At 62.6% G+C, this 18,193-nt stretch carries 15 protein-coding genes; 9 read left to right on the forward strand and 6 right to left on the reverse strand.

The features are described 5' to 3' along the window. The first annotated feature begins 163 nt into the window (after nucleotides 1–163). The 3 genes from AC1DZ8_RS17050 to AC1DZ8_RS17060 all read left to right on the forward strand — a co-directional run bounded on the left by AC1DZ8_RS17050 (nucleotide 164) and on the right by AC1DZ8_RS17060 (nucleotide 2,793). Nucleotides 164–559, forward strand: coding sequence for a VOC family protein (locus tag AC1DZ8_RS17050; RefSeq protein ID WP_477304095.1), 396 nt, complete (start codon nucleotides 164–166; stop codon nucleotides 557–559). Between the two features lie 81 nt (nucleotides 560–640). Beyond that, nucleotides 641–1,171 carry a gluconate 2-dehydrogenase subunit 3 family protein gene (locus AC1DZ8_RS17055; RefSeq protein WP_477304097.1) on the forward strand — a complete coding sequence of 177 codons (531 nt, stop codon included), beginning with the start codon at nucleotides 641–643 and terminating at the stop codon, nucleotides 1,169–1,171. Nucleotides 1,172–1,221: 50 nt separating this feature from the next. Further along, nucleotides 1,222–2,793, forward strand: coding sequence for a GMC family oxidoreductase (locus AC1DZ8_RS17060; protein WP_477304099.1), 1,572 nt, complete (start codon nucleotides 1,222–1,224; stop codon nucleotides 2,791–2,793). 97 nt (nucleotides 2,794–2,890) lie between these two features. On the opposite strand, the gene AC1DZ8_RS17065 is transcribed toward AC1DZ8_RS17060, so the two are convergent. Together AC1DZ8_RS17065 and AC1DZ8_RS17070 are read right to left on the reverse strand one after the other, a co-directional pair. Next, nucleotides 2,891–4,804 (reverse strand): PhoX family protein, encoded by a 1,914-nt coding sequence (locus AC1DZ8_RS17065; protein ID WP_477304101.1) that lies wholly within the window; start codon nucleotides 4,802–4,804, stop codon nucleotides 2,891–2,893. A gap of 120 nt (nucleotides 4,805–4,924) precedes the next feature. Further along, entirely contained in the window at nucleotides 4,925–5,320 is a 396-nt protein-coding gene (locus tag AC1DZ8_RS17070) for a hypothetical protein (RefSeq protein ID WP_477304103.1), read from the reverse strand. 314 nt (nucleotides 5,321–5,634) lie between these two features. On the opposite strand from AC1DZ8_RS17070, the gene urtA reads away from it, so the two are divergent. The 6 genes from urtA to AC1DZ8_RS17100 all read left to right on the forward strand — a co-directional run bounded on the left by urtA (nucleotide 5,635) and on the right by AC1DZ8_RS17100 (nucleotide 11,872). Next, nucleotides 5,635–6,945 carry an urea ABC transporter substrate-binding protein gene (urtA, locus tag AC1DZ8_RS17075; RefSeq protein WP_477304105.1) on the forward strand — a complete coding sequence of 437 codons (1,311 nt, stop codon included), beginning with the start codon at nucleotides 5,635–5,637 and terminating at the stop codon, nucleotides 6,943–6,945. A 101-nt stretch (nucleotides 6,946–7,046) separates the two neighbouring features. Next, nucleotides 7,047–8,663, forward strand: coding sequence for an urea ABC transporter permease subunit UrtB (urtB, locus tag AC1DZ8_RS17080; RefSeq protein ID WP_477304107.1), 1,617 nt, complete (start codon nucleotides 7,047–7,049; stop codon nucleotides 8,661–8,663). Next, a complete protein-coding gene (urtC, locus tag AC1DZ8_RS17085) occupies nucleotides 8,660–9,889 on the forward strand; it encodes an urea ABC transporter permease subunit UrtC (protein WP_477304109.1) in 1,230 nt (409 codons plus the stop codon). The genes urtB and urtC overlap by 4 nt, the downstream gene beginning before the upstream one ends. A gap of 4 nt (nucleotides 9,890–9,893) precedes the next feature. Then, nucleotides 9,894–10,640, forward strand: coding sequence for an urea ABC transporter ATP-binding protein UrtD (urtD, locus tag AC1DZ8_RS17090; protein ID WP_477304111.1), 747 nt, complete (start codon nucleotides 9,894–9,896; stop codon nucleotides 10,638–10,640). Between the two features lie 69 nt (nucleotides 10,641–10,709). After that, on the forward strand, nucleotides 10,710–11,405 hold the full coding sequence (urtE, locus tag AC1DZ8_RS17095) for an urea ABC transporter ATP-binding subunit UrtE (protein ID WP_013895283.1): 696 nt from the start codon (nucleotides 10,710–10,712) through the stop codon (nucleotides 11,403–11,405). A gap of 290 nt (nucleotides 11,406–11,695) precedes the next feature. Continuing rightward, nucleotides 11,696–11,872, forward strand: a complete 177-nt coding sequence (locus AC1DZ8_RS17100; RefSeq protein WP_477266637.1) for a hypothetical protein — start codon at nucleotides 11,696–11,698, stop codon at nucleotides 11,870–11,872. A 9-nt stretch (nucleotides 11,873–11,881) separates the two neighbouring features. Here the strand turns inward: AC1DZ8_RS17100 and AC1DZ8_RS17105 are convergent, their stop codons facing one another. The 4 genes from AC1DZ8_RS17105 to uvrA all read right to left on the reverse strand — a co-directional run bounded on the left by AC1DZ8_RS17105 (nucleotide 11,882) and on the right by uvrA (nucleotide 17,495). Next, nucleotides 11,882–13,027: a GGDEF domain-containing protein gene (locus AC1DZ8_RS17105; RefSeq protein WP_477304114.1), complete on the reverse strand. Its 1,146-nt coding sequence runs from the start codon at nucleotides 13,025–13,027 to the stop codon at nucleotides 11,882–11,884. A 215-nt stretch (nucleotides 13,028–13,242) separates the two neighbouring features. Continuing rightward, nucleotides 13,243–14,046: a DUF72 domain-containing protein gene (locus AC1DZ8_RS17110; RefSeq protein ID WP_477304116.1), complete on the reverse strand. Its 804-nt coding sequence runs from the start codon at nucleotides 14,044–14,046 to the stop codon at nucleotides 13,243–13,245. A gap of 34 nt (nucleotides 14,047–14,080) precedes the next feature. Then, a complete protein-coding gene (locus AC1DZ8_RS17115) occupies nucleotides 14,081–14,539 on the reverse strand; it encodes a GNAT family N-acetyltransferase (RefSeq protein WP_477304118.1) in 459 nt (152 codons plus the stop codon). Nucleotides 14,540–14,573: 34 nt separating this feature from the next. Next, nucleotides 14,574–17,495, reverse strand: coding sequence for an excinuclease ABC subunit UvrA (gene uvrA, locus AC1DZ8_RS17120; RefSeq protein ID WP_477401259.1), 2,922 nt, complete (start codon nucleotides 17,493–17,495; stop codon nucleotides 14,574–14,576). Between the last annotated feature and the right edge of the window lie 698 nt (nucleotides 17,496–18,193).

Consider the following 18,193-nt stretch of genomic DNA (forward strand, 5'->3'; position numbering starts at 1 on the left):
CTTGTCCCTGCATTTTCGGCCTTGTGGGCCGAATCGGCAATCGGACTTTCGTCGTTGAGCCGCAGATTACGCAAATTGTGAATTCAGGCGTGGTAACGGGCTGCCACCACCTTTTATACGCACCGCTCATAATCGTCTCCAACATGCAGCCACGGAGACTGATTTGGCGAAGGCGATCCATTCCATGATCCGGGTTCTCGAGGAGGCCCGGTCCGTCGATTTCTACAGAAACGCCTTCGGGCTCGATATCGCCGACAGGCTGGATTTCGAGACCTTCACGCTGATTTACCTCGCCAACCCCGAAACCGGATTCGAACTCGAACTCACCGTGAACAAGGGCCGCACCGAGCCTTATGGGCTTGGCGACGGTTACGGCCACCTGGCGGTCTCGGTTGCCGATCTCGACAGCGAGCACGACCGGATCGGCGCGCTCGGCCTCAACCCGAAGAAGATCGTCGAGTTCAACCGCGATGGGTCGCTGATCGCCCGCTTTTTCTTCATCGAGGACCCCGACGGCTACAAGATCGAGGTTCTGCAGCGTGGAGGGCGCTTCCAGTAGGGGACTATCCGGCCGCGTCAGCTGCGCGGCCGCCAGCAACGGCGCTCTTAAAGGGCGCAAATAGCAAGCAGGGAGGAACAAATGGTCACGATCTATGACGCGAAGCCTGGGCTCTCACGTCGTGAGCTTCTCAAACGCGGCGGCATCGGCGCGCTGCTCGTCGTCTCCGGCAGTGCGGTCATCAGCCCCGAAAATGCCTGGGGCCTTGAGACATCCGCACTCAAGCCCGAAACCATGGCGACGCTGATCCAGATGGCGCGCGACATCTATCCGCACGATCAGGTCCCGGACAAATATTACGCCATCGCCGTCAAGGGACATGACGAGCAGGCCGGCAAGGACGCCGCCTACAAGACGATGATCGAAGACGGCATTGCCGACCTCGACAAGAAGTCGGGCGAGGGCGGCTATCGCGGTCTCGGCTGGGAGGAGCAGCGCGTCGCCGTGCTGCAGCAGATCGAAGCGACACCGTTCTTCCAGTCCATCCGCGGCGGCCTCGTCGTCAGCCTCTACAACCAGCAGGAGGTGTGGCCGATCTTCGGCTACGAGGGCGAATCCTATTCCAAGGGCGGCTACATCGCGCGCGGTTTCGACGACATCGAGTGGCTTTGAGCCCTCTGTCGTTTTGAAGCCCCGCAAACAGGAACTCATGGGAGGAAACCATGGCAGCACCATTTGATCTCAAGAACGAAAATGTGGTCGTCATCATCGGCTCGGGCGCCGGCGGCGGCACGCTCGGCAACGAACTTGCCCAAAAAGGCGTCGATGTCGTCATCCTGGAGGCCGGCGCCCGCCACGAATATGAGGATTTCATCAACGACGAGTGGGCCTCATTCAGCCAGCTCGCCTGGACGGACAAGCGCACGACGTCCGGCGACTGGCGGGTGTCGAAGGATTTTCCCAATTTGCCGGCCTGGATCGTCAAATCGGTCGGCGGCTCGACCACGCACTGGGCCGGCGCCTCGCTGCGCTTTCAGGAGCATGAGTTCAAGGCACTTACGAACTACGGCAAAGTGGAGGGCGCGACCCTTCTGGACTGGCCGGTCACGCTGGCCGAGATGGAACCCTACTACGCCAAGGCCGAAGCCAAGATGGGCGTCACCGGCACCAATGACTGGCCGCGGCTGCCGGGCAACAACAACTTCAAGGTGCTCAAGGCCGGCGCCGACAAGCTCGGCTACAAGGAATGCCATACCGGCAACATGGCCATCAATTCCGTCCAGCGCGACGACCGCAACTCCTGCCAGCAGACCGGCTTCTGCTTCCAGGGCTGCAAATGGGGCGCCAAATGGTCGACGCTCTACACCGAGATCCCCAAAGGCGAGGCGACTGGCCATCTCGAAGTCCGGCCGAACGCCATGGCGATCAAGATCAACCACGACGCCTCGGGCAAGGTGATCGGCGTCGTCTATGCCGACAAGGACGGCAAGCTGCAGGAGCAGAAGGCCCGCATCGTCGCCGTCGCCGGCAATTCGATCGAAAGCCCGCGCCTGCTGCTCAATTCGGAGTCATCCAAATTCCCGCACGGCCTCGCCAATTCGTCAGGGCAGGTGGGCAAGAACTACATGCGCCACACCACCGGCTCTGTCTACGCCATCTTCGACAGGCCGGTGCACATGTATCGCGGCACCACCATGGCCGGCATCATCCGCGACGAGGCGCGCCACGACCCATCACGCGGCTTTGTCGGCGGCTACGAGTTCGAGACGCTGTCGCTCGGCCTGCCCTTCATGGCCGCCTTCCTCAATCCCGGCGGCTGGGGCCGTTCCTTCACCACCGCGCTCGACCACTATGATCACATGGCCGGCCTGTGGATCGTCGGCGAGGATATGCCACGCGCGGAAAACCGCATCACCCTGCACAAGGACGAGAAGGACGCGCACGGCATGCCGATCGCCGACGTCCATTTCGACGATCACCCCAACGACACGGCGATGCGCAACCATGCCTACAAGCAGGCGACAGCGCTCTATGATGCAGTCGGTGCCACGCGCTCGTTCCCGACGCCGCCCTATCCCTCGACCCACAATCTCGGCACCAACCGGATGAGCGAGAAGGCGGAAGACGGTGTCGTCAACAAGCATGGCCAGGCGCACGACATCAAGAACCTGTTCGTGTCGGACGGCAGCCAGTTCACCACCGGTGCGGCGGAAAACCCGACGCTGACCATCGTGTCGCTGGCGATTCGCCAGGCCGAATACATCGCCTCGCAAATGTCGGCCAAGACGATCTGAGCCCTATGCATCGCCCCGGTACCGGGGCGATGTCAGACCAAACCGTCCTCCCGGACGTAAAGGCGGAACGCGCAAGCGTTCCGCCTTTTTCTCAGGATCAAGCGCCGACCGGTTGTCCGTCCTTGCGGCGGATGGCGACGACAGACGGCCGCGGCAACTGGCCATCCCTAAAATCGGGCCACAGCGTCTGCACCTTGTCGAGCGTCTCGGCGTCTTCCGCAGGGTGCTGTACCGACAGGAACAGCGTGGTGCCGTCCGGCGTGAAGCACGGGCCGGTCGCTTCGGCGCCATGCGGGCAGGTGAACAGCAGTTTGGGCAGGCCGCGCGCAGCACCCTCCGTATCGACGCCATAGACGCCGTCCGGCAGGTCGAAATCATTGGCGCCGTCGGTCGCCACCCACAGCCGGCCGGCCGGATCGAAGGTGATGTTGTCGGGGCAGACGAACCAGCCATTGTCCGACGTATCGGGATGGAAGGTGGCGCCGACCTTGGCATCCCTGGGATTGCCACAGAGCACGAACAGGTCCCAGGCATACTTTTCCGCCGTATGGTCGGCGTCCGCGCCGCGTCCGCCGGGCGGGATCAGCTCGACAATGTGGCCCCAGAGGTTTTCGGGACGGGTGTTGGCCGGATTTACCTTCGACTGGTCGCGCTTCTTGTTCTTGGTCATCACCGCATAGACGCGGCCGGTCACCGGATTGGTCTCGATGTCCTCCGGCCGGTCCATCGGCGTGGCGCCGAGCGCATCCGCGGCAAACCGCGTCTTCAGCAGCACTTCGGCCTGGTCGGCAAAACCGTTTTCAGTGGTGAGCTTGCCCTGGCCGTGCACCAGCGGCAGCCATGTCATCGACCCGTCGGCGTCGAAGCGGGCGACCGACAGCACGCCGTCGTCGAGCAGATCGGCGCCGGAGGCCGGGTTGGCCTTGTCATAGGCCTTGGCCGAGACGAAGCGGTACATGTACTCGAAATAATCGTCGTCACCCATGTAGACCACGACCCGGCCGTCCTTGTTGAGGACGACGGTCGAGGCCTCATGCGACATGCGTCCGAGTGCGGTGCGCTTCACCGGCTTGGACTGCGGGTCGTAGGGATCGATCTCGACCACCCAGTCGAAGCGGTTGGCCTCGTTTGGTTCCTTGTCGAGGTTGAAGCGGTCGTGGAAGCGGCCGCGGCCATAGATGTCGGAGCCGTCGAAACCATAGCGGTCGAGCAGTTCAGCGGTCGGCGCCTTCTTCGGGTCGCCACCAAAGATGTCGGACACGCCTTCCTCGCAGGTCAGCACCGTGCCCCAGGGGGTGAAGCCGCCGCTGCAGTTGTAGCTGGTGCCGAGCACCTTGGTGCCGGTCGCGTCGGCCGTGGTCTTCATCAAGGCATGGCCGGCCACTGGTCCGGAAACGGTCATTTCTGTGTTGGCGGTGATACGGCGGTTGAGCGGGCTGTCGGCCACGGTTTCCCACTTGCCGTCCTTCAGCTGCACCTCGACGATCGAATGGCCCATCGCCGCCATGCCGAGATCGACCTGCTCCTTGGTCATCGTCTTGCCGGCGTCGTCCTCGGTCGTGCCCGGAAACATCACATTGGGCGAGATGTACTCGTTGTTGACGCAGAGCAGGCCATGGTCGGAATTCACCGTGCCCTTGGGTAGCGGCATGAAGGCGATGTAGTCGCAGTTGTAACCGAAGCGCTTTTCCTGCTCGTCCGCAGCGACCTTGTTGCCGTCGAATTCGGCGAGGCCGGCTGCAAGCGGATCGCCCCAGCGCGCGACGATGGTTGTCTCATAGCCTTCGGCGGCGGCATGGGTCTTGTCGTAGACCCGCTTCAGTTCGGGAAAGCCGAGCGTCGACTGCGCTGCCGCTGCATGCGTTTCGCCGGCAAACAAGGAGCCGACGAAGCTGCCGCCGGCAAGCAGCGCGCCGGAGGCAAGGCCGCCTTTCAAAAGAGACCGGCGCGAGACGCGCTCGGCGATGATGTCGCGGATGACGGGCGAGGATGAAGACGGTGCGTTGGCCATGGTGTCTGCCTCTCAGGGTGGATGTTACGGCGCACCGCTGCCCTAGTCTGCTTCGGCAACATCCGCATGACAGGAGAGGAAGGTTCCGCCTCAAGCGAGCGCGGCAAATGGTCGGCCTGCTCAGCCCTTGGTGCAGGTCGAGGCGGTGAAGGCGCCGTCGGGCTGCTTCAGGATGATGTCGAAGGAGGGGGTGGTCTCGCCATCCAGTGTCGCTTGCGTCATCGAGACGGAATTGCCGCCGCTGGTGTAGCCGCCCAGCGGGCCCAGCCAGGTGATCTCGCCATTGGCGTTCATCTGGTAGTTGTAGCTTTGCAGCGCGGTGCCGAACGTCACCGGTCCGCTATAGACATTGCCCTTGATGGTGATGTCGCCAAGATTGAGGAAGGCGCCGAGCAGATAGACTTCGCAGTGATAGGTGCCGTCCGGCAGCTTGCCGTCGCTGAAATCGGCGCGCGCCGCGCCGCTCGTTGCCATCAGCAGCAGGATACCGGAAATGCAGGAGATGCGGGATGTCATCGGGTCACTCGTTTGCGGAATGAGCTTGCCCCATTTTTGCGCCGTGCCGCAATATTGTTCATCCGCATGCCGCTGCTGGAGTTCAAAAACTAGGCACTTGCCATACTTGGGCGAAAATTAGGCAAAAGCCTTGTGCGCTGCGCAAATTTCCCTCAATCAATCTTTAACCGGCTGCCTTTGTTTTCTTTAGGCTAATATAATAACAGGTTGATAACGTTGGTCTATTCCTCCTTTCCGGGCGGTGCCTTTGCATTTGGCACGGCTGTTGCATTGCAGTGTTGCGGTGCAATCAACCAGCTCGGGGAGTCTTCGGTATGAGGGGTAATTTCTCTACAATAACAAAAATGTTTTCGGCCGGCGTGGTCGCTGCCGGCCTGTCGATGTCGTCTCCGGCCAAGGCCGCCGAAGACACGATCAAGGTCGGCATTCTGCATTCGCTGTCGGGGACCATGGCGATTTCGGAGACGACGTTGAAAGACGCCATGCTGATGCTCATCGAAGAGCAAAACGCCAAGGGCGGATTGCTCGGCAAGAAGCTGGAAGCGGTCGTTGTCGATCCGGCGTCCAACTGGCCGCTCTTTGCCGAAAAGGCGCGCGAGCTGATCTCCAAGGACAAGGTTGCCGCCGTGTTCGGCTGCTGGACATCGGTGTCGCGCAAATCGGTGCTGCCGGTGTTCTCGGAGCTCGACAACATCCTGTTCTATCCCGTCCAGTATGAGGGCGAGGAAAGCGAGCGCAACGTGTTCTACACCGGCGCGGCTCCCAACCAGCAGGCTATTCCGGCCGTCGATTATCTTATGAGCGAGGATGGCGGCTCGGTGAAGCGCTGGGTGCTGGAAGGCACCGACTATGTCTATCCCCGCACCACCAACAAGATCCTCGAGGCCTATCTGAAGGCCAAGGGCGTCGCCGCTGAAGACATCATGGTCAACTACACGCCGTTCGGCTTCTCCGACTGGCAGACCGAAGTCTCGGCGATCAAGAAGTTCGGCTCGGCCGGTAAGAAGACCGCCGTCGTCTCGACCGTCAATGGCGACGCCAACGTTCCCTTCTACAAGGAGCTCGGCAACCAGGGCATCAAGGCCGAGGACATCCCGGTCATGGCCTTCTCGGTCGGCGAGGAAGAACTGGCCGGTCTCGACACCGCGCCGCTGGTCGGCCATCTCGCCGCCTGGAACTACTTTGAGAGCGTCGATACGCCCGAGAACAAGAAGTTCATCGCCGACTGGCACAAGTTCATCAAGAACGACAAGCGCACCACCAACGACCCGATGGAGGCCCACTATATCGGCTTCAACATGTGGGTGAAGGCGGTCGAGAAGGCCGGCACCACCGATCCGGACAAGGTCATCGACGCCATGGTCGGCGTGTCCGTGCCGAACCTCACCGGCGGCTATTCGACGATGATGCCGAACCATCACATCACCAAGCCGGTGCTGATCGGTGAGATCCAGGCCGATGGCCAGTTCGAGACTGTGTCGCAGACGCCCGGCCTGGTGATGGGCGACGAGTGGTCCGACTATCTGCCTGACTCCAAGGATCTGATCTCCGATTGGCGCGCGCCTCTGTCCTGCGGCAACTTCAACGTCGCCACCGGCAGGTGCGGCGGTAAGGGTACGAACTGATCCCTCCCGGGACTGGCCGGTTCCACGGCCAGAGACCGCAAGGCGTCCGGGCGCTTCAGCCCGCCCGGACGCCATCCACCACCCGGAAAGTATCTGAACGGATGATCCTGTTGCGCGCTTTCGGCCTCATGCTGGTGTTCCTTATGGCAAGTCTGTTGCCGTCGAACGCAGCCGAATCCGATCTGCGCGCCATCATCGCCAAATTTGCCGCGGGCACCGGTTTTGCCGCCACGGAGGCCGTGGTGCGCGAGCTTGCCGCCACCGGCGATCCGCTGGTCGAACGGCCGCTAGCCGCACTTGCCGAGGGTAATCTTTACATCCGCAAGGCCGATTCAGGCGTCTTCGTCGGCAATGAGGCCGGCGACAGTGTCACGCTGCTCGACCCGCTGAGCGGCGAGAGCGAAGGCGACGCCGCCAAGGCCGACATCACCAAGATCAAGGTCAACAACACGCTGCGCCGCGTGATCCGCGATGCATTGGGCACGCTGACATTGCGTGCGAAAGATCCGGCTGTCCGCATCGCTGCCGCCGACACCATGTTCAAGACGCCCGATGCCGCCAACATCGAGCCGCTCGACGCCGCAATCGCCGCCGAGACCGATGCCAAGGTCAAGGCGCTCTTCGAACAGGCGCGCGCGGCATCGGTTCTGGTCTCCGACAAGCCCGAGGCCGACAAGCTCGCGGCCATCGCGCTCATCGGTGCGCGGGGTGACCGCGACGCGCTGTCCCTGCTCACGTCGGTCGAGGCCAATGCGCAAGGCACGGTCAAGGACGCGGCGACGGCGGCGATCTCCAGCATCAATTCGAGCCTGGCGCTGTGGGATGCCGGCCAGAACATCTGGTACGGAATTTCGCTCGGCTCAGTGCTGCTGCTCGCGGCCATCGGCCTTGCCATCACCTTCGGCGTCATGGGCGTCATCAACATGGCGCATGGCGAGATGGTCATGCTCGGCGCCTACACCACCTTCGTCGTCCAGCAGGTGATCCGCACCTCATTCCCCGGTCTGTTCGACTGGTCGCTGGTGATCGCGCTGCCGCTCGCCTTCCTGGTTGCCGCTACCGTCGGGCTGATCATCGAGCGCGGCATCATCCGTTTTCTCTACGGCCGGCCGCTGGAAACGCTGCTCGCGACCTGGGGCGTCTCGCTGGTCCTGCAGCAGGCGGTGCGCTCGATCTTCGGCCCGACCAACCAGGAGGTCGGCAACCCCTTCTGGATGTCTGGTTCGTTCGATGTCGGCCAGCTCGCCATCACCTGGAACCGCCTGTGGATCCTGGTCTTCGCGCTCACCGTCTTCGGCGTGCTGCACTATGTCATGAAGCGCACGCCCTGGGGCCTGCAGATGCGCGCCGTCACCGCCAACCGCCGCATGGCCGCCTCCATGGGCATCCGCACGCCCTGGGTCGATGCGCTGACCTTTGCGCTGGGCTCCGGCATTGCAGGCATTGCGGGCGTCGCGCTCAGCCAGATCGACAATGTCTCGCCCAATCTCGGCCGCGGCTACATCATCGACAGTTTCATGGTCGTCGTCTTCGGCGGCGTCGGCAATCTCTGGGGCACGCTGGTCGGCGCCTTCTCGCTCGGCATCGTCAACAAGGTGCTTGAGCCCTATGCCGGCGCCGTGCTCGGCAAGATCGTCGTGCTCGTCCTGATCATCCTGTTCATCCAGAAACGCCCGCGCGGCCTGTTCGCGCTCAAGGGCAGGGCGGTGGAAGCATGATCACCGGACGCTTCTTCGCCGCGGGCGCCGACCGTCGCATCGCCATTACCATCTTCATCCTGTTGGCCGCCGCCATCGTCGTGCCGCTGCTCAACCTCGCTGTGTCGCCGACCAGCGCCTTCTACATCCCGTCCTATATCGTCGCGCTCACCGGCAAATATCTCTGCTATGCGCTGCTTGCCTTGGCGCTCGATCTCGTCTGGGGCTATTGCGGCATCCTCTCGCTCGGCCACGGCGCCTTCTTCGCGCTCGGCGGCTATGCGATGGGCATGTATCTGATGCGCCAGATCGGCTCGCGCGGCGTTTATGGCAACCCGGTCCTGCCCGATTTCATGGTGTTCTTGAACTACAAGGAATTGCCGTGGTTCTGGACCGGCTTCGACCATTTCTGGTTCGCCGCACTCATGGTTCTGGCCGTACCCGGCCTGCTCGCCTTCGTCTTTGGCTGGTTCGCCTTCCGCAGCCGCGTCACCGGCGTTTATCTCTCCATCATCACCCAGGCGATGACCTATGCGCTGCTGCTCGCCTTCTTCCGCAACGATATGGGTTTTGGTGGCAACAACGGCCTGACCGATTTCAAGGACATTTTGGGCTTCAACGTTCAGGCCGACGCGACGCGCTCGGCGCTGTTCGCCGCCAGCGCGGTGACGCTGGCGCTGGCCGTCTTTGTCACCTGGGCCATCGTCGGTTCCAAATACGGCAAGCTCTTGATGGCTGTGCGCGATGCCGAAAGCCGCACGCGCTTCCTCGGCTGGCGGGCCGAGAATGTGAAGCTGTTCGCCTTCACCGTCTCGGCCGTCATGGCTGGCATCGCCGGCGCGCTCTACGTGCCGCAGGTCGGCATCATCAATCCCGGAGAGTTCGAGCCATCCAACTCGATCGAAGTGGTGATCTGGGCGGCCGTCGGCGGCCGCGGCACCATCGTTGGCCCGATCGTCGGCGCGCTTCTCGTCAACGCCGGCAAATCCTGGTTCACCGGCGTGCTGCCGGAATTCTGGCTGTTTGCGCTGGGCGGCCTGTTTGTCGCCGTCACTTTGTTCCTGCCCAAGGGCATCATCGGCATGTGGGATTCCTGGCGCGGCAACGCCAAGGCGATGCGCGCTGCCGCGATCGCCGAGGAAGCCGGCAGCGATGCCGATGCTCCGCCGCCAAAGATCGTCCGCAGCGCCGCGACAACGCCCGGTGCCTGGCCCGCGTCCGGCCCCGAACCGCAGCCGGCGGAGTAGAGCGATGTCGAAGTCCAACACCATCCTTTATCTCGACGGCGTTTCTGTCTCCTTCGATGGTTTTCGCGCCATCAACAATCTGTCGCTGGTGCTCGACAAGGGCGAGATGCGCGCCATCATCGGCCCCAACGGCGCCGGCAAGACGACGATGATGGACATCGTCACCGGCAAGACACGGCCCGACGAGGGCGAGGTGTTCTTCGATGGTCAGGTCGATCTCACCCGGCACGACGAGGCCGAGATCGCCATGATGGGCATCGGCCGCAAATTCCAGAAGCCGACCGTTTTCGAAAGCCACAGCGTCGAAGACAATCTGATGCTGGCGCTGAAGGGGCCGCGCTCCATCTTCCCGGCGCTGTTCCATCGCCGCTCAGTCGCCGAAGCGCGGCAGATCGACGACATACTCGGTGTCATCCGGCTCGGCGACAAGCGTCACGATCTCGCGGCCAACCTCAGCCACGGCCAAAAACAATGGCTGGAGATCGGTATGCTGCTCGCGCAGGACCCGAAGCTGCTTTTGGTCGACGAGCCGGTTGCCGGCATGACCGATGCCGAGACCGAGGAAACCGCACGCCTGCTCAAGGATATAGCGCGCGACCATTCGGTGATCGTCGTCGAGCACGACATGCATTTCGTGCGCGAGCTCGGCGTCAAGGTCACCTGCTTGCACGAGGGCTCGGTGCTGTCGGAAGGGACGCTCGATTTCGTCTCGGCCGACGAGCGCGTCGTTGAAGTCTATCTGGGGAGATGAGCATGGTGTGGCGGGTACAATTCCATCGCTTCGATCTGTCTTTCCTTCGCTTCTGGAAGAGGCGCTGACATGCTCGAAGTTTCCAACGCCACGCTCCACTACGGCGCCGCCCAGGCGCTGCGCGGCGTATCGTTGAAGGCGGGAGCCGGCAAGATCACTTGCGTGCTCGGCCGCAACGGCGTCGGCAAGACCAGTTTGATGAGATCGATCGTCGGCCACCACCGGCTGACGAGCGGAAGCGTTGCCTTCGAGGGGAAGGCGCTCGACCGGAGCGCGGCGTATGATCGCGCCCGGTCGGGCATCGCATTCGTACCGCAGGGCAGGGAGATCTTCCCGCTGCTGACGGTACGCGAAAACCTGGAGTCCGGCTTTGCGCCGTTGAAGCGCGCCGACCGCAACGTGCCGGCGCATGTCTTCGAATTGTTCCCGGTGCTGAAGCAGATGCTGGGCCGCCGCGGCGGCGATCTCTCCGGCGGCCAGCAGCAGCAGCTCGCCATCGGTCGGGCGCTGGTGATGCGGCCGAAACTGCTGGTGCTCGACGAGCCGACCGAAGGCATCCAGCCGTCGATCATCAAGGATATCGGCCGCGCCATCCGCTATTTGCGCGACCAGGCCGGCATCGCCGTGCTTTTGGTCGAGCAATATCTCGATTTCTGCCGCGAACTCGCCGACGAGGTCAACATCATGGACCGCGGCCAGATCGTCCACACCGGCCCGGCCGAAGATCTGGACAGGGCGGATGTCAGAAAGTTTCTGACGGTGTAGCGCAGGTCGAACGACTGCACCAATCGCTCAGGAGCCCCTCGTCATTCCCAGGGCGCAGCAAGGAGCGGAGCGACGCGCACAGCGCCATACTCAACACTGGCACCCGCAATACTGCATGCTAGTCTTTGTCAGGCCTCGGTGAGTCGGCCGCTTCCGTATCAGTCTGTAGCAGATCGGGGGAATGCGCTGGCTCAGCCTGCAAGTTCCACGCAAGCAAGCCATCCTAGCTTTCCCTCGCAGTTCTGATTGTCGGTCAATGCGTCCAGATAATCTTGCCAGGAGAATAGGCTATGGAACGGTTCGTCGAGGACCACCAGAAACGACGGCTGACAGAGCGCGTCGACATCATCACCGCCATCAACATTCTGCGCTCGCAGGGCTACCAGCCGGATGAGCTGATCGGCGAAATCACCAAGGTTTTCTACGTCGATCTCGATACCTACAACGAGATCGTCCTGGCGGCCTGACCGTTCAGCCTACCCGGCGCGCCGGAAGGCGAGCACACGATTGCGGCCGCCGCGCTTGGCGCCGTAGAGCGCCTTGTCGGCGGCGCTGAGCACCTTGTCGAATTTGCTGCCGCCCTCGCTGCCGAAGGCGTAGCCGGCGCTGACCGTGCAGGCGAGCAGCCGGGTCTCGGTGTCGATGCGGCGCGAGGCAAAACTGGCCCGAATGCGCTCGGCTATGAATTCCACCTTCTCAGGCAGAATGCGATCGAGGACCAGCGCAAATTCCTCTCCGCCCATGCGCGCGGCGACGTCGCCCGGCTGGAGATTGGCGGTCAAATCCTTGGCGAACAGTTTCAGCACCTCGTCGCCGGTGGCATGGCCGAACTCGTCGTTGATGGCCTTGAAGCCATCGAGATCGAACACGATCACGGCGGTGAACACCCCGACCGGCGTTTTGCCATGCAGGTCGAACAGAGCGCGTCGGTTGAGCAGGCCGGTCAACGGGTCGGTCAGCGCTTCGCGGCGGTGATGCTGTGCCAGGCGCCCCTGGTTGAGCGCCAGCGACAGCGCGCCGATGCCGGTCATGCAGGCGATGACGACGATGAGGCTGAGATCTTCGGCCCAGTTGCTCGGCGCATGGCCGAGCACCAGCCTGCCATCCCAGACCAGCACCCCGGAGCACAACACGAAGGATATGGCAGTGGCCGTATAAAGCCCGGCAATGCCGATGATCGGGGCAGGGAATTCGGTGCGCCCCTTCCAGTACTCATAGGCCGTCGCAAACAAGAGCAGCGCGGCAAAGGCATTTTCCAGCATGAAGCCCAGCCCGTCATAGCCAAGCGCCATTGGCGGCAAGGCGATCGCCAGCGAGGCGCCGGCGCCGATGACGATGCGCGGCAGCGGCGAGCGGCCGGTGGTGAATTGGTGGGCGGCGCCCAGCATGGTCGCGAAGCCGAGCAGCAGGAAGGTGAAGGTGGCGAGGCCGAGCAGGCGTCCGGGCGTGTCGATATAGGCCTGGTAGGCGAAGACGTCGGCGACGATCAGAAGCACGCTGACCGCCCATGTCAGCAGAAATTTTTCCGAACGCGCGGTAAGCCAGATTCCGAACAAGGTCATGCAGAGGCAAGCGGCGGAAAAACCGACAGCCAAAAGAAGGGAGTTGTAGTCGAGCGACATGCCCTCGTCCTTGCCCGCGGCGACCTGGCTCTTGCAACCGGGCCGGACCGGATTCATGCAGCAAGGAGGTATCGATAAGGTTACGACGGCGGGGAAGATACCACGTTTCGCTTGATTTGGAGCAATTCTGGGTTGAAACGCATTCCCGGGAAAAACGCTTAGCGCTTTCCCCGGGAAAACCGTTTCACACTTTTCCTGGAATTGCTCTGAACCGATCAGCTCACCCGCTTCATCAGCGCCATGGCGCCGAACGGCGCGCGCACCTTGCCCTCGGTGATGAAGTAGGCGAACACGTCGCGCGGCTTCACCGGCGCGTCGAAAGCCGGGTCGGCGCGCCGCAGATCGGCCGGCTGCTTGCCTTCCGCCCAGGTTTTTACCCGCGCCGCCCATTCGTCCAGACCCTTCGGCGTGTAGCAGTCCGGATTGTCGTCCGAGCCGGTCTGCAGCCGCGCATAGATGAAATCGCCGGTGATGTCGGCAATGTCGGGGTATTTGGCATGGTCGGCGTAGACGATCGCCGCCTTGTATTTGCGCGCAAGGCTCACAAATTCGGGAACGATGAAACTGTCGTTGCGCACTTCGAGCGCGTGGCGCAGCGCCACCCCGTCCTGCTTTTCCGGCAGCAGTTTCAGGAAGGCCTCGAAATCGTCGGCATCGAACTTTTTCGTCGGCGCGAACTGCCACAGGATCGGTCCCAGCTTGTCGCCCAGTGCTGCAACGCCGGAGCTGAGGAAGCGCGTCATGGACTCGCCGGCTTCGCTGAGCACGCGGCGGTTGGTGACAAAGCGGTTGCCTTTCAGCGAATAGACGAAACCGTCCGGCGCCTCGCTTGCCCATTTGATGAAGGTCGGCTCCTTGAAGCTGGAATAATAGGTGCCGTTGACCTCGATGCTCGACACCTGGCGGCTGGCATAGTGCAACTGCTTGGCTTTCGACAGCTTGTCCGGATAGAAGGACGTATCCCAGGGCTCGAAAGTCCAGCCGCCCATGCCTGAGCGGATTGTTCCTTGGCTGGTCATCGTCTTCCTCCCAGTTCTTAAAAATGCGGTCCGGCTATTTCGAGACCGGCTTGGCCATGTCGACCACAATCCATCCCGGTCTGTAGGACTTTTCCCTGCGACCGGTTTCGCGAAAACCATAGGCGGTGTAGAGCGCTATGTTCCGTTCCATGCGCGCATTGGTGTAGAGCCGTATCTCCGGCACGCCCCATTTCAGCGCCTGTACGCCGGCGAAATCGAGCAGCGCGATGCCTAGTTTTTTGCCCTGGAAGGCAGGCGAGACGGCGACGCTGAAGATCATCGCATGATCGGGGTGTTTTTCGAGAACGATCAGCCCGGCGAGCTCCGCCCCGCTCTCCAACAGCCAGACCTCGCCGCGTTCGATGCGCGGCGCATAATCCTCGGTGACCGGGATCGGGGGCGCGCCGAGTAGGGGCGTGTAGTGCCCATAGGCGGCTTCCGTCAGCGAGACGATCGCGGCGAGATCACCGGCAAGCGCCTTTCGGAATGACATTCAAAGCTCTCCAGGCGCTCGACCGGTCTGTCTGCTATTCCGCCGCTTCGCGCTTGCCCCCGGGGCGCCGTTCCAACAGCTCCTTGAGGAACTGACCGGTGTAGCTGCGCTTTTCGCGCACGATGGCCTCCGGCGTACCCTGTGCGACCAGTTCGCCGCCGCCGTCGCCGCCTTCGGGGCCGAGATCGAGCACCCAGTCGGCGGTCTTGATCACCTCGAGATTATGCTCGATGACCACCACCGTGTTGCCCTGGTCGACCAGTTCGTGCAGCACTTCGAGAAGCTTGGCGACGTCGTGGAAATGCAGGCCGGTGGTCGGCTCGTCGAGGATGTAGAGCGTCTTGCCGGTCGCCTTGCGCGACAGTTCCTTAGCCAGCTTGATGCGCTGTGCCTCGCCGCCCGACAGCGTCGTCGCCTGCTGGCCGATATGGATGTAGCCGAGGCCGACCTGCTTCAGCGTGTCGAGCTTGTCGCGCACGCCGGGCACCGCGGCAAAGAAATCGACGCCTTCCTCAACGGTCATGTCGAGCACGTCGGCGATCGACTTGCCCTTGAACACGACATCGAGCGTCTCGCGGTTGTAGCGCTTGCCATGGCAGACATCGCAGGTGACGTAGACGTCGGGCAGGAAGTGCATTTCGATCTTGATGACGCCGTCGCCCTGGCAGGCCTCGCAGCGGCCGCCCTTGACGTTGAACGAGAAGCGGCCCGGCTGGTAGCCGCGCGCCTTGGCTTCCGGCAGACCGGCGAACCAGTCGCGGATCGGCGTGAAGGCGCCGGTATAGGTGGCCGGGTTCGAACGTGGGGTCCGTCCGATCGGCGACTGGTCGATGTCGATGACCTTGTCGAGGAATTCCAGCCCCTCGATCCGGTCGTGGTCGGCTGGATGCTCGCGCGAGCCCATGATGCGGCGCGACGCCGCCTTGAACAAAGTCTCGATCAGGAAGGTCGACTTGCCGCCGCCCGACACGCCGGTGACGGCGGTGAAGGTGCCGAGCGGGATTTCGGCGGTGACGTTCTTCAGATTGTTGCCGCGCGCGCCGACGATCTTCAGCCGGCGGTTCTTCTTCGCCTCGCGCCTGACACCAGGCGTGGCCACTTCAAGCGCGCCCGACAGGTATTTGCCGGTGATCGAATTGGGGTTGGCCATCACCTGCTGCGGCGTGCCCTGGGCGATGATCTCGCCGCCATGAATGCCGGCGGCGGGTCCCATGTCGACGACATAGTCGGCGTGCAGGATGGCGTCCTCGTCATGCTCGACGACGATCACCGTATTGCCGATGTCGCGCAAATGCTTCAGCGTGTCGAGCAGGCGGGCATTGTCGCGCTGGTGCAGGCCGATCGACGGCTCGTCGAGCACATAGAGCACGCCGGTGAGGCCCGAGCCGATCTGCGACGCCAGGCGAATGCGCTGGCTCTCGCCGCCCGACAGCGTGCCGGAATTGCGCGACAGCGTCAGATAGTCGAGACCGACATCGTTGAGGAAGCGCAGCCGGTCGCGGATCTCCTTGAGCACCCTGACCGCGATCTCGTTCTGCTTGTCGTTGAGCTGCGCCGGCAGGTCGGTGAACCATTTGTCGGCGCTGCGGATCGACTGTTCGGTGACTTCGCCGATGTGTTTTCCGGCGATCTTCACCGCCAGCGCTTCCGGCTTCAGCCGATAGCCTTTGCAGACCGGGCAGGGCGTTGCCGACATGAAGCGCTCGATCTCCTCGCGCATCCAGGCGGATTCGGTTTCCTTCCAGCGCCGCTCCAGATTGGGAATGACGCCTTCGAAGGTCTTGGTCGTCTTGTAGGAGCGCAAGCCGTCATCATACTGGAAGGTGACTTCGCGCTCGCCAGTGCCGCGCAGGACGGCTTCCTTTGCCTCTTCGGTCAGATCCTTGAACTTGTCGCCGAGCTTGAAGCCGTAGGCCTTGCCCAGCGCTTCCAGCGTCTGCGCGTAATAGGGCGAGGTCGATTTCGCCCACGGGCTGACGGCGCCGTCGCGCAGCGAGACGTTCTCGTCCGGCACGATCAGGCTGGCGTCGATGGCGCGCTGGCTACCGAGACCGTCGCAGGTCGGGCAGGCGCCGAACGGGTTGTTGAACGAGAACAGCCTGGGCTCGATCTCGGGAATGGTGAAGCCGGACACCGGGCAGGCGAACTTTTCCGAGAACAGGATGCGCTCATGCGTCTCGTTCTTCGACTTGTTGACCGAGTCCTCGCCGGTCTGGCTGGCGTCGAGCGGCTTGTCGGCGAATTCCGCGACGGCGAGCCCCTCGGCAAGCTTCAGTGCCGTTTCGATGGAGTCGGCGAGGCGCGTGGCAAGATCGCCGCGCACGACGATGCGGTCGACGACGACGTCGATGTCGTGCTTGTACTTCTTGTCCAGCGCCGGCACGTCGGCGATCTCGTAGAAGACGCCGTCGACCTTGACGCGCTGAAAGCCCTTTTTCTGCAGCTCCAGGAGTTCCTTGCGGTACTCGCCCTTGCGGCCGCGCACGATCGGCGCCAGCAGGAACAGGCGCGTGCCTTCCTCGACCGCCAGCACCCGGTCGACCATCTGGCTGACCGTCTGGCTCTCGATCGGCAGGCCGGTGGCCGGCGAATAGGGAATGCCGACGCGCGCGAACAGCAAGCGCATATAGTCGTAAATCTCGGTGACGGTGCCGACCGTCGAGCGCGGGTTCTTTGACGTCGTCTTCTGTTCGATCGAGATGGCCGGCGACAAGCCGTCGATCTGGTCGACGTCAGGCTTTTGCATCATTTCGAGGAACTGGCGCGCATAGGCCGACAGGCTCTCGACATAGCGGCGTTGGCCCTCGGCATAGATGGTGTCGAAGGCAAGCGAGGATTTGCCGGAGCCCGACAGGCCGGTCATGACGATCAGGCTGTCACGCGGCAGGTCGAGATCGACATTCTTGAGATTGTGTTCGCGCGCCCCGCGAATGGAAAGGTATTTATGGTCGGCCATAGCCGGTCGCCGCCTCAGTCTGGATTTCATGGGATCGGCGGGTTTTCCCGGCCAATCCCCTATGTAGGTATTTTTGCAGCCACGTCGAGAGACGCCACACTTCTCGACCAAAACCGTTTAACCGTCTTTCGCGCGACGGGGCAAGCGGAAAGAACAAAGGCCGAACACGCTCCTGACAAAGCTGTGCAGAAACCTGACAAGGGTGTTTCAAGAACTGACCCTGACGTAAGCTCCCGGCGATCACATTTTTCGGTAACCGGCTATTCAACGGTTGACGTCGCCGACTCAGGGGCGCAGTCTCCACAAGTCAAACGAAGCCGGCCGTCTTTCGATGGCCTCGCCGCCCAGAGGCGGCCTGCGAGACGCCGCAGGCAGGTGCGATTAGCGCTTCGGACGACAACAGTCGCAACGGACATAGGAGCGGAGCATGACGCCACCGGATAGTCCTTTGAGGCTCCACATCTCGTTGGAGCCGCGGCGGGCATAAGTGCCAGGGTAGTTTCAAGCCATAAGAGTGTATGCGTCCAAAAGAACGCATTGCTTCAATGCAAAAACCACCCGACAAACCGTGACCTGCCGAATCCCACAAAAATCAGAGACGGATAGTCGGATCGTCGGCTGAATGCCGCGAAGCATCCGAGATAAAAGTCGGTATAACACTACCGGCAAGTTGGATCTGGAATCCAAAAAAAGCCCCG

It is taken from the genome of Mesorhizobium sp. P2_F7, from assembly GCF_056403695.1.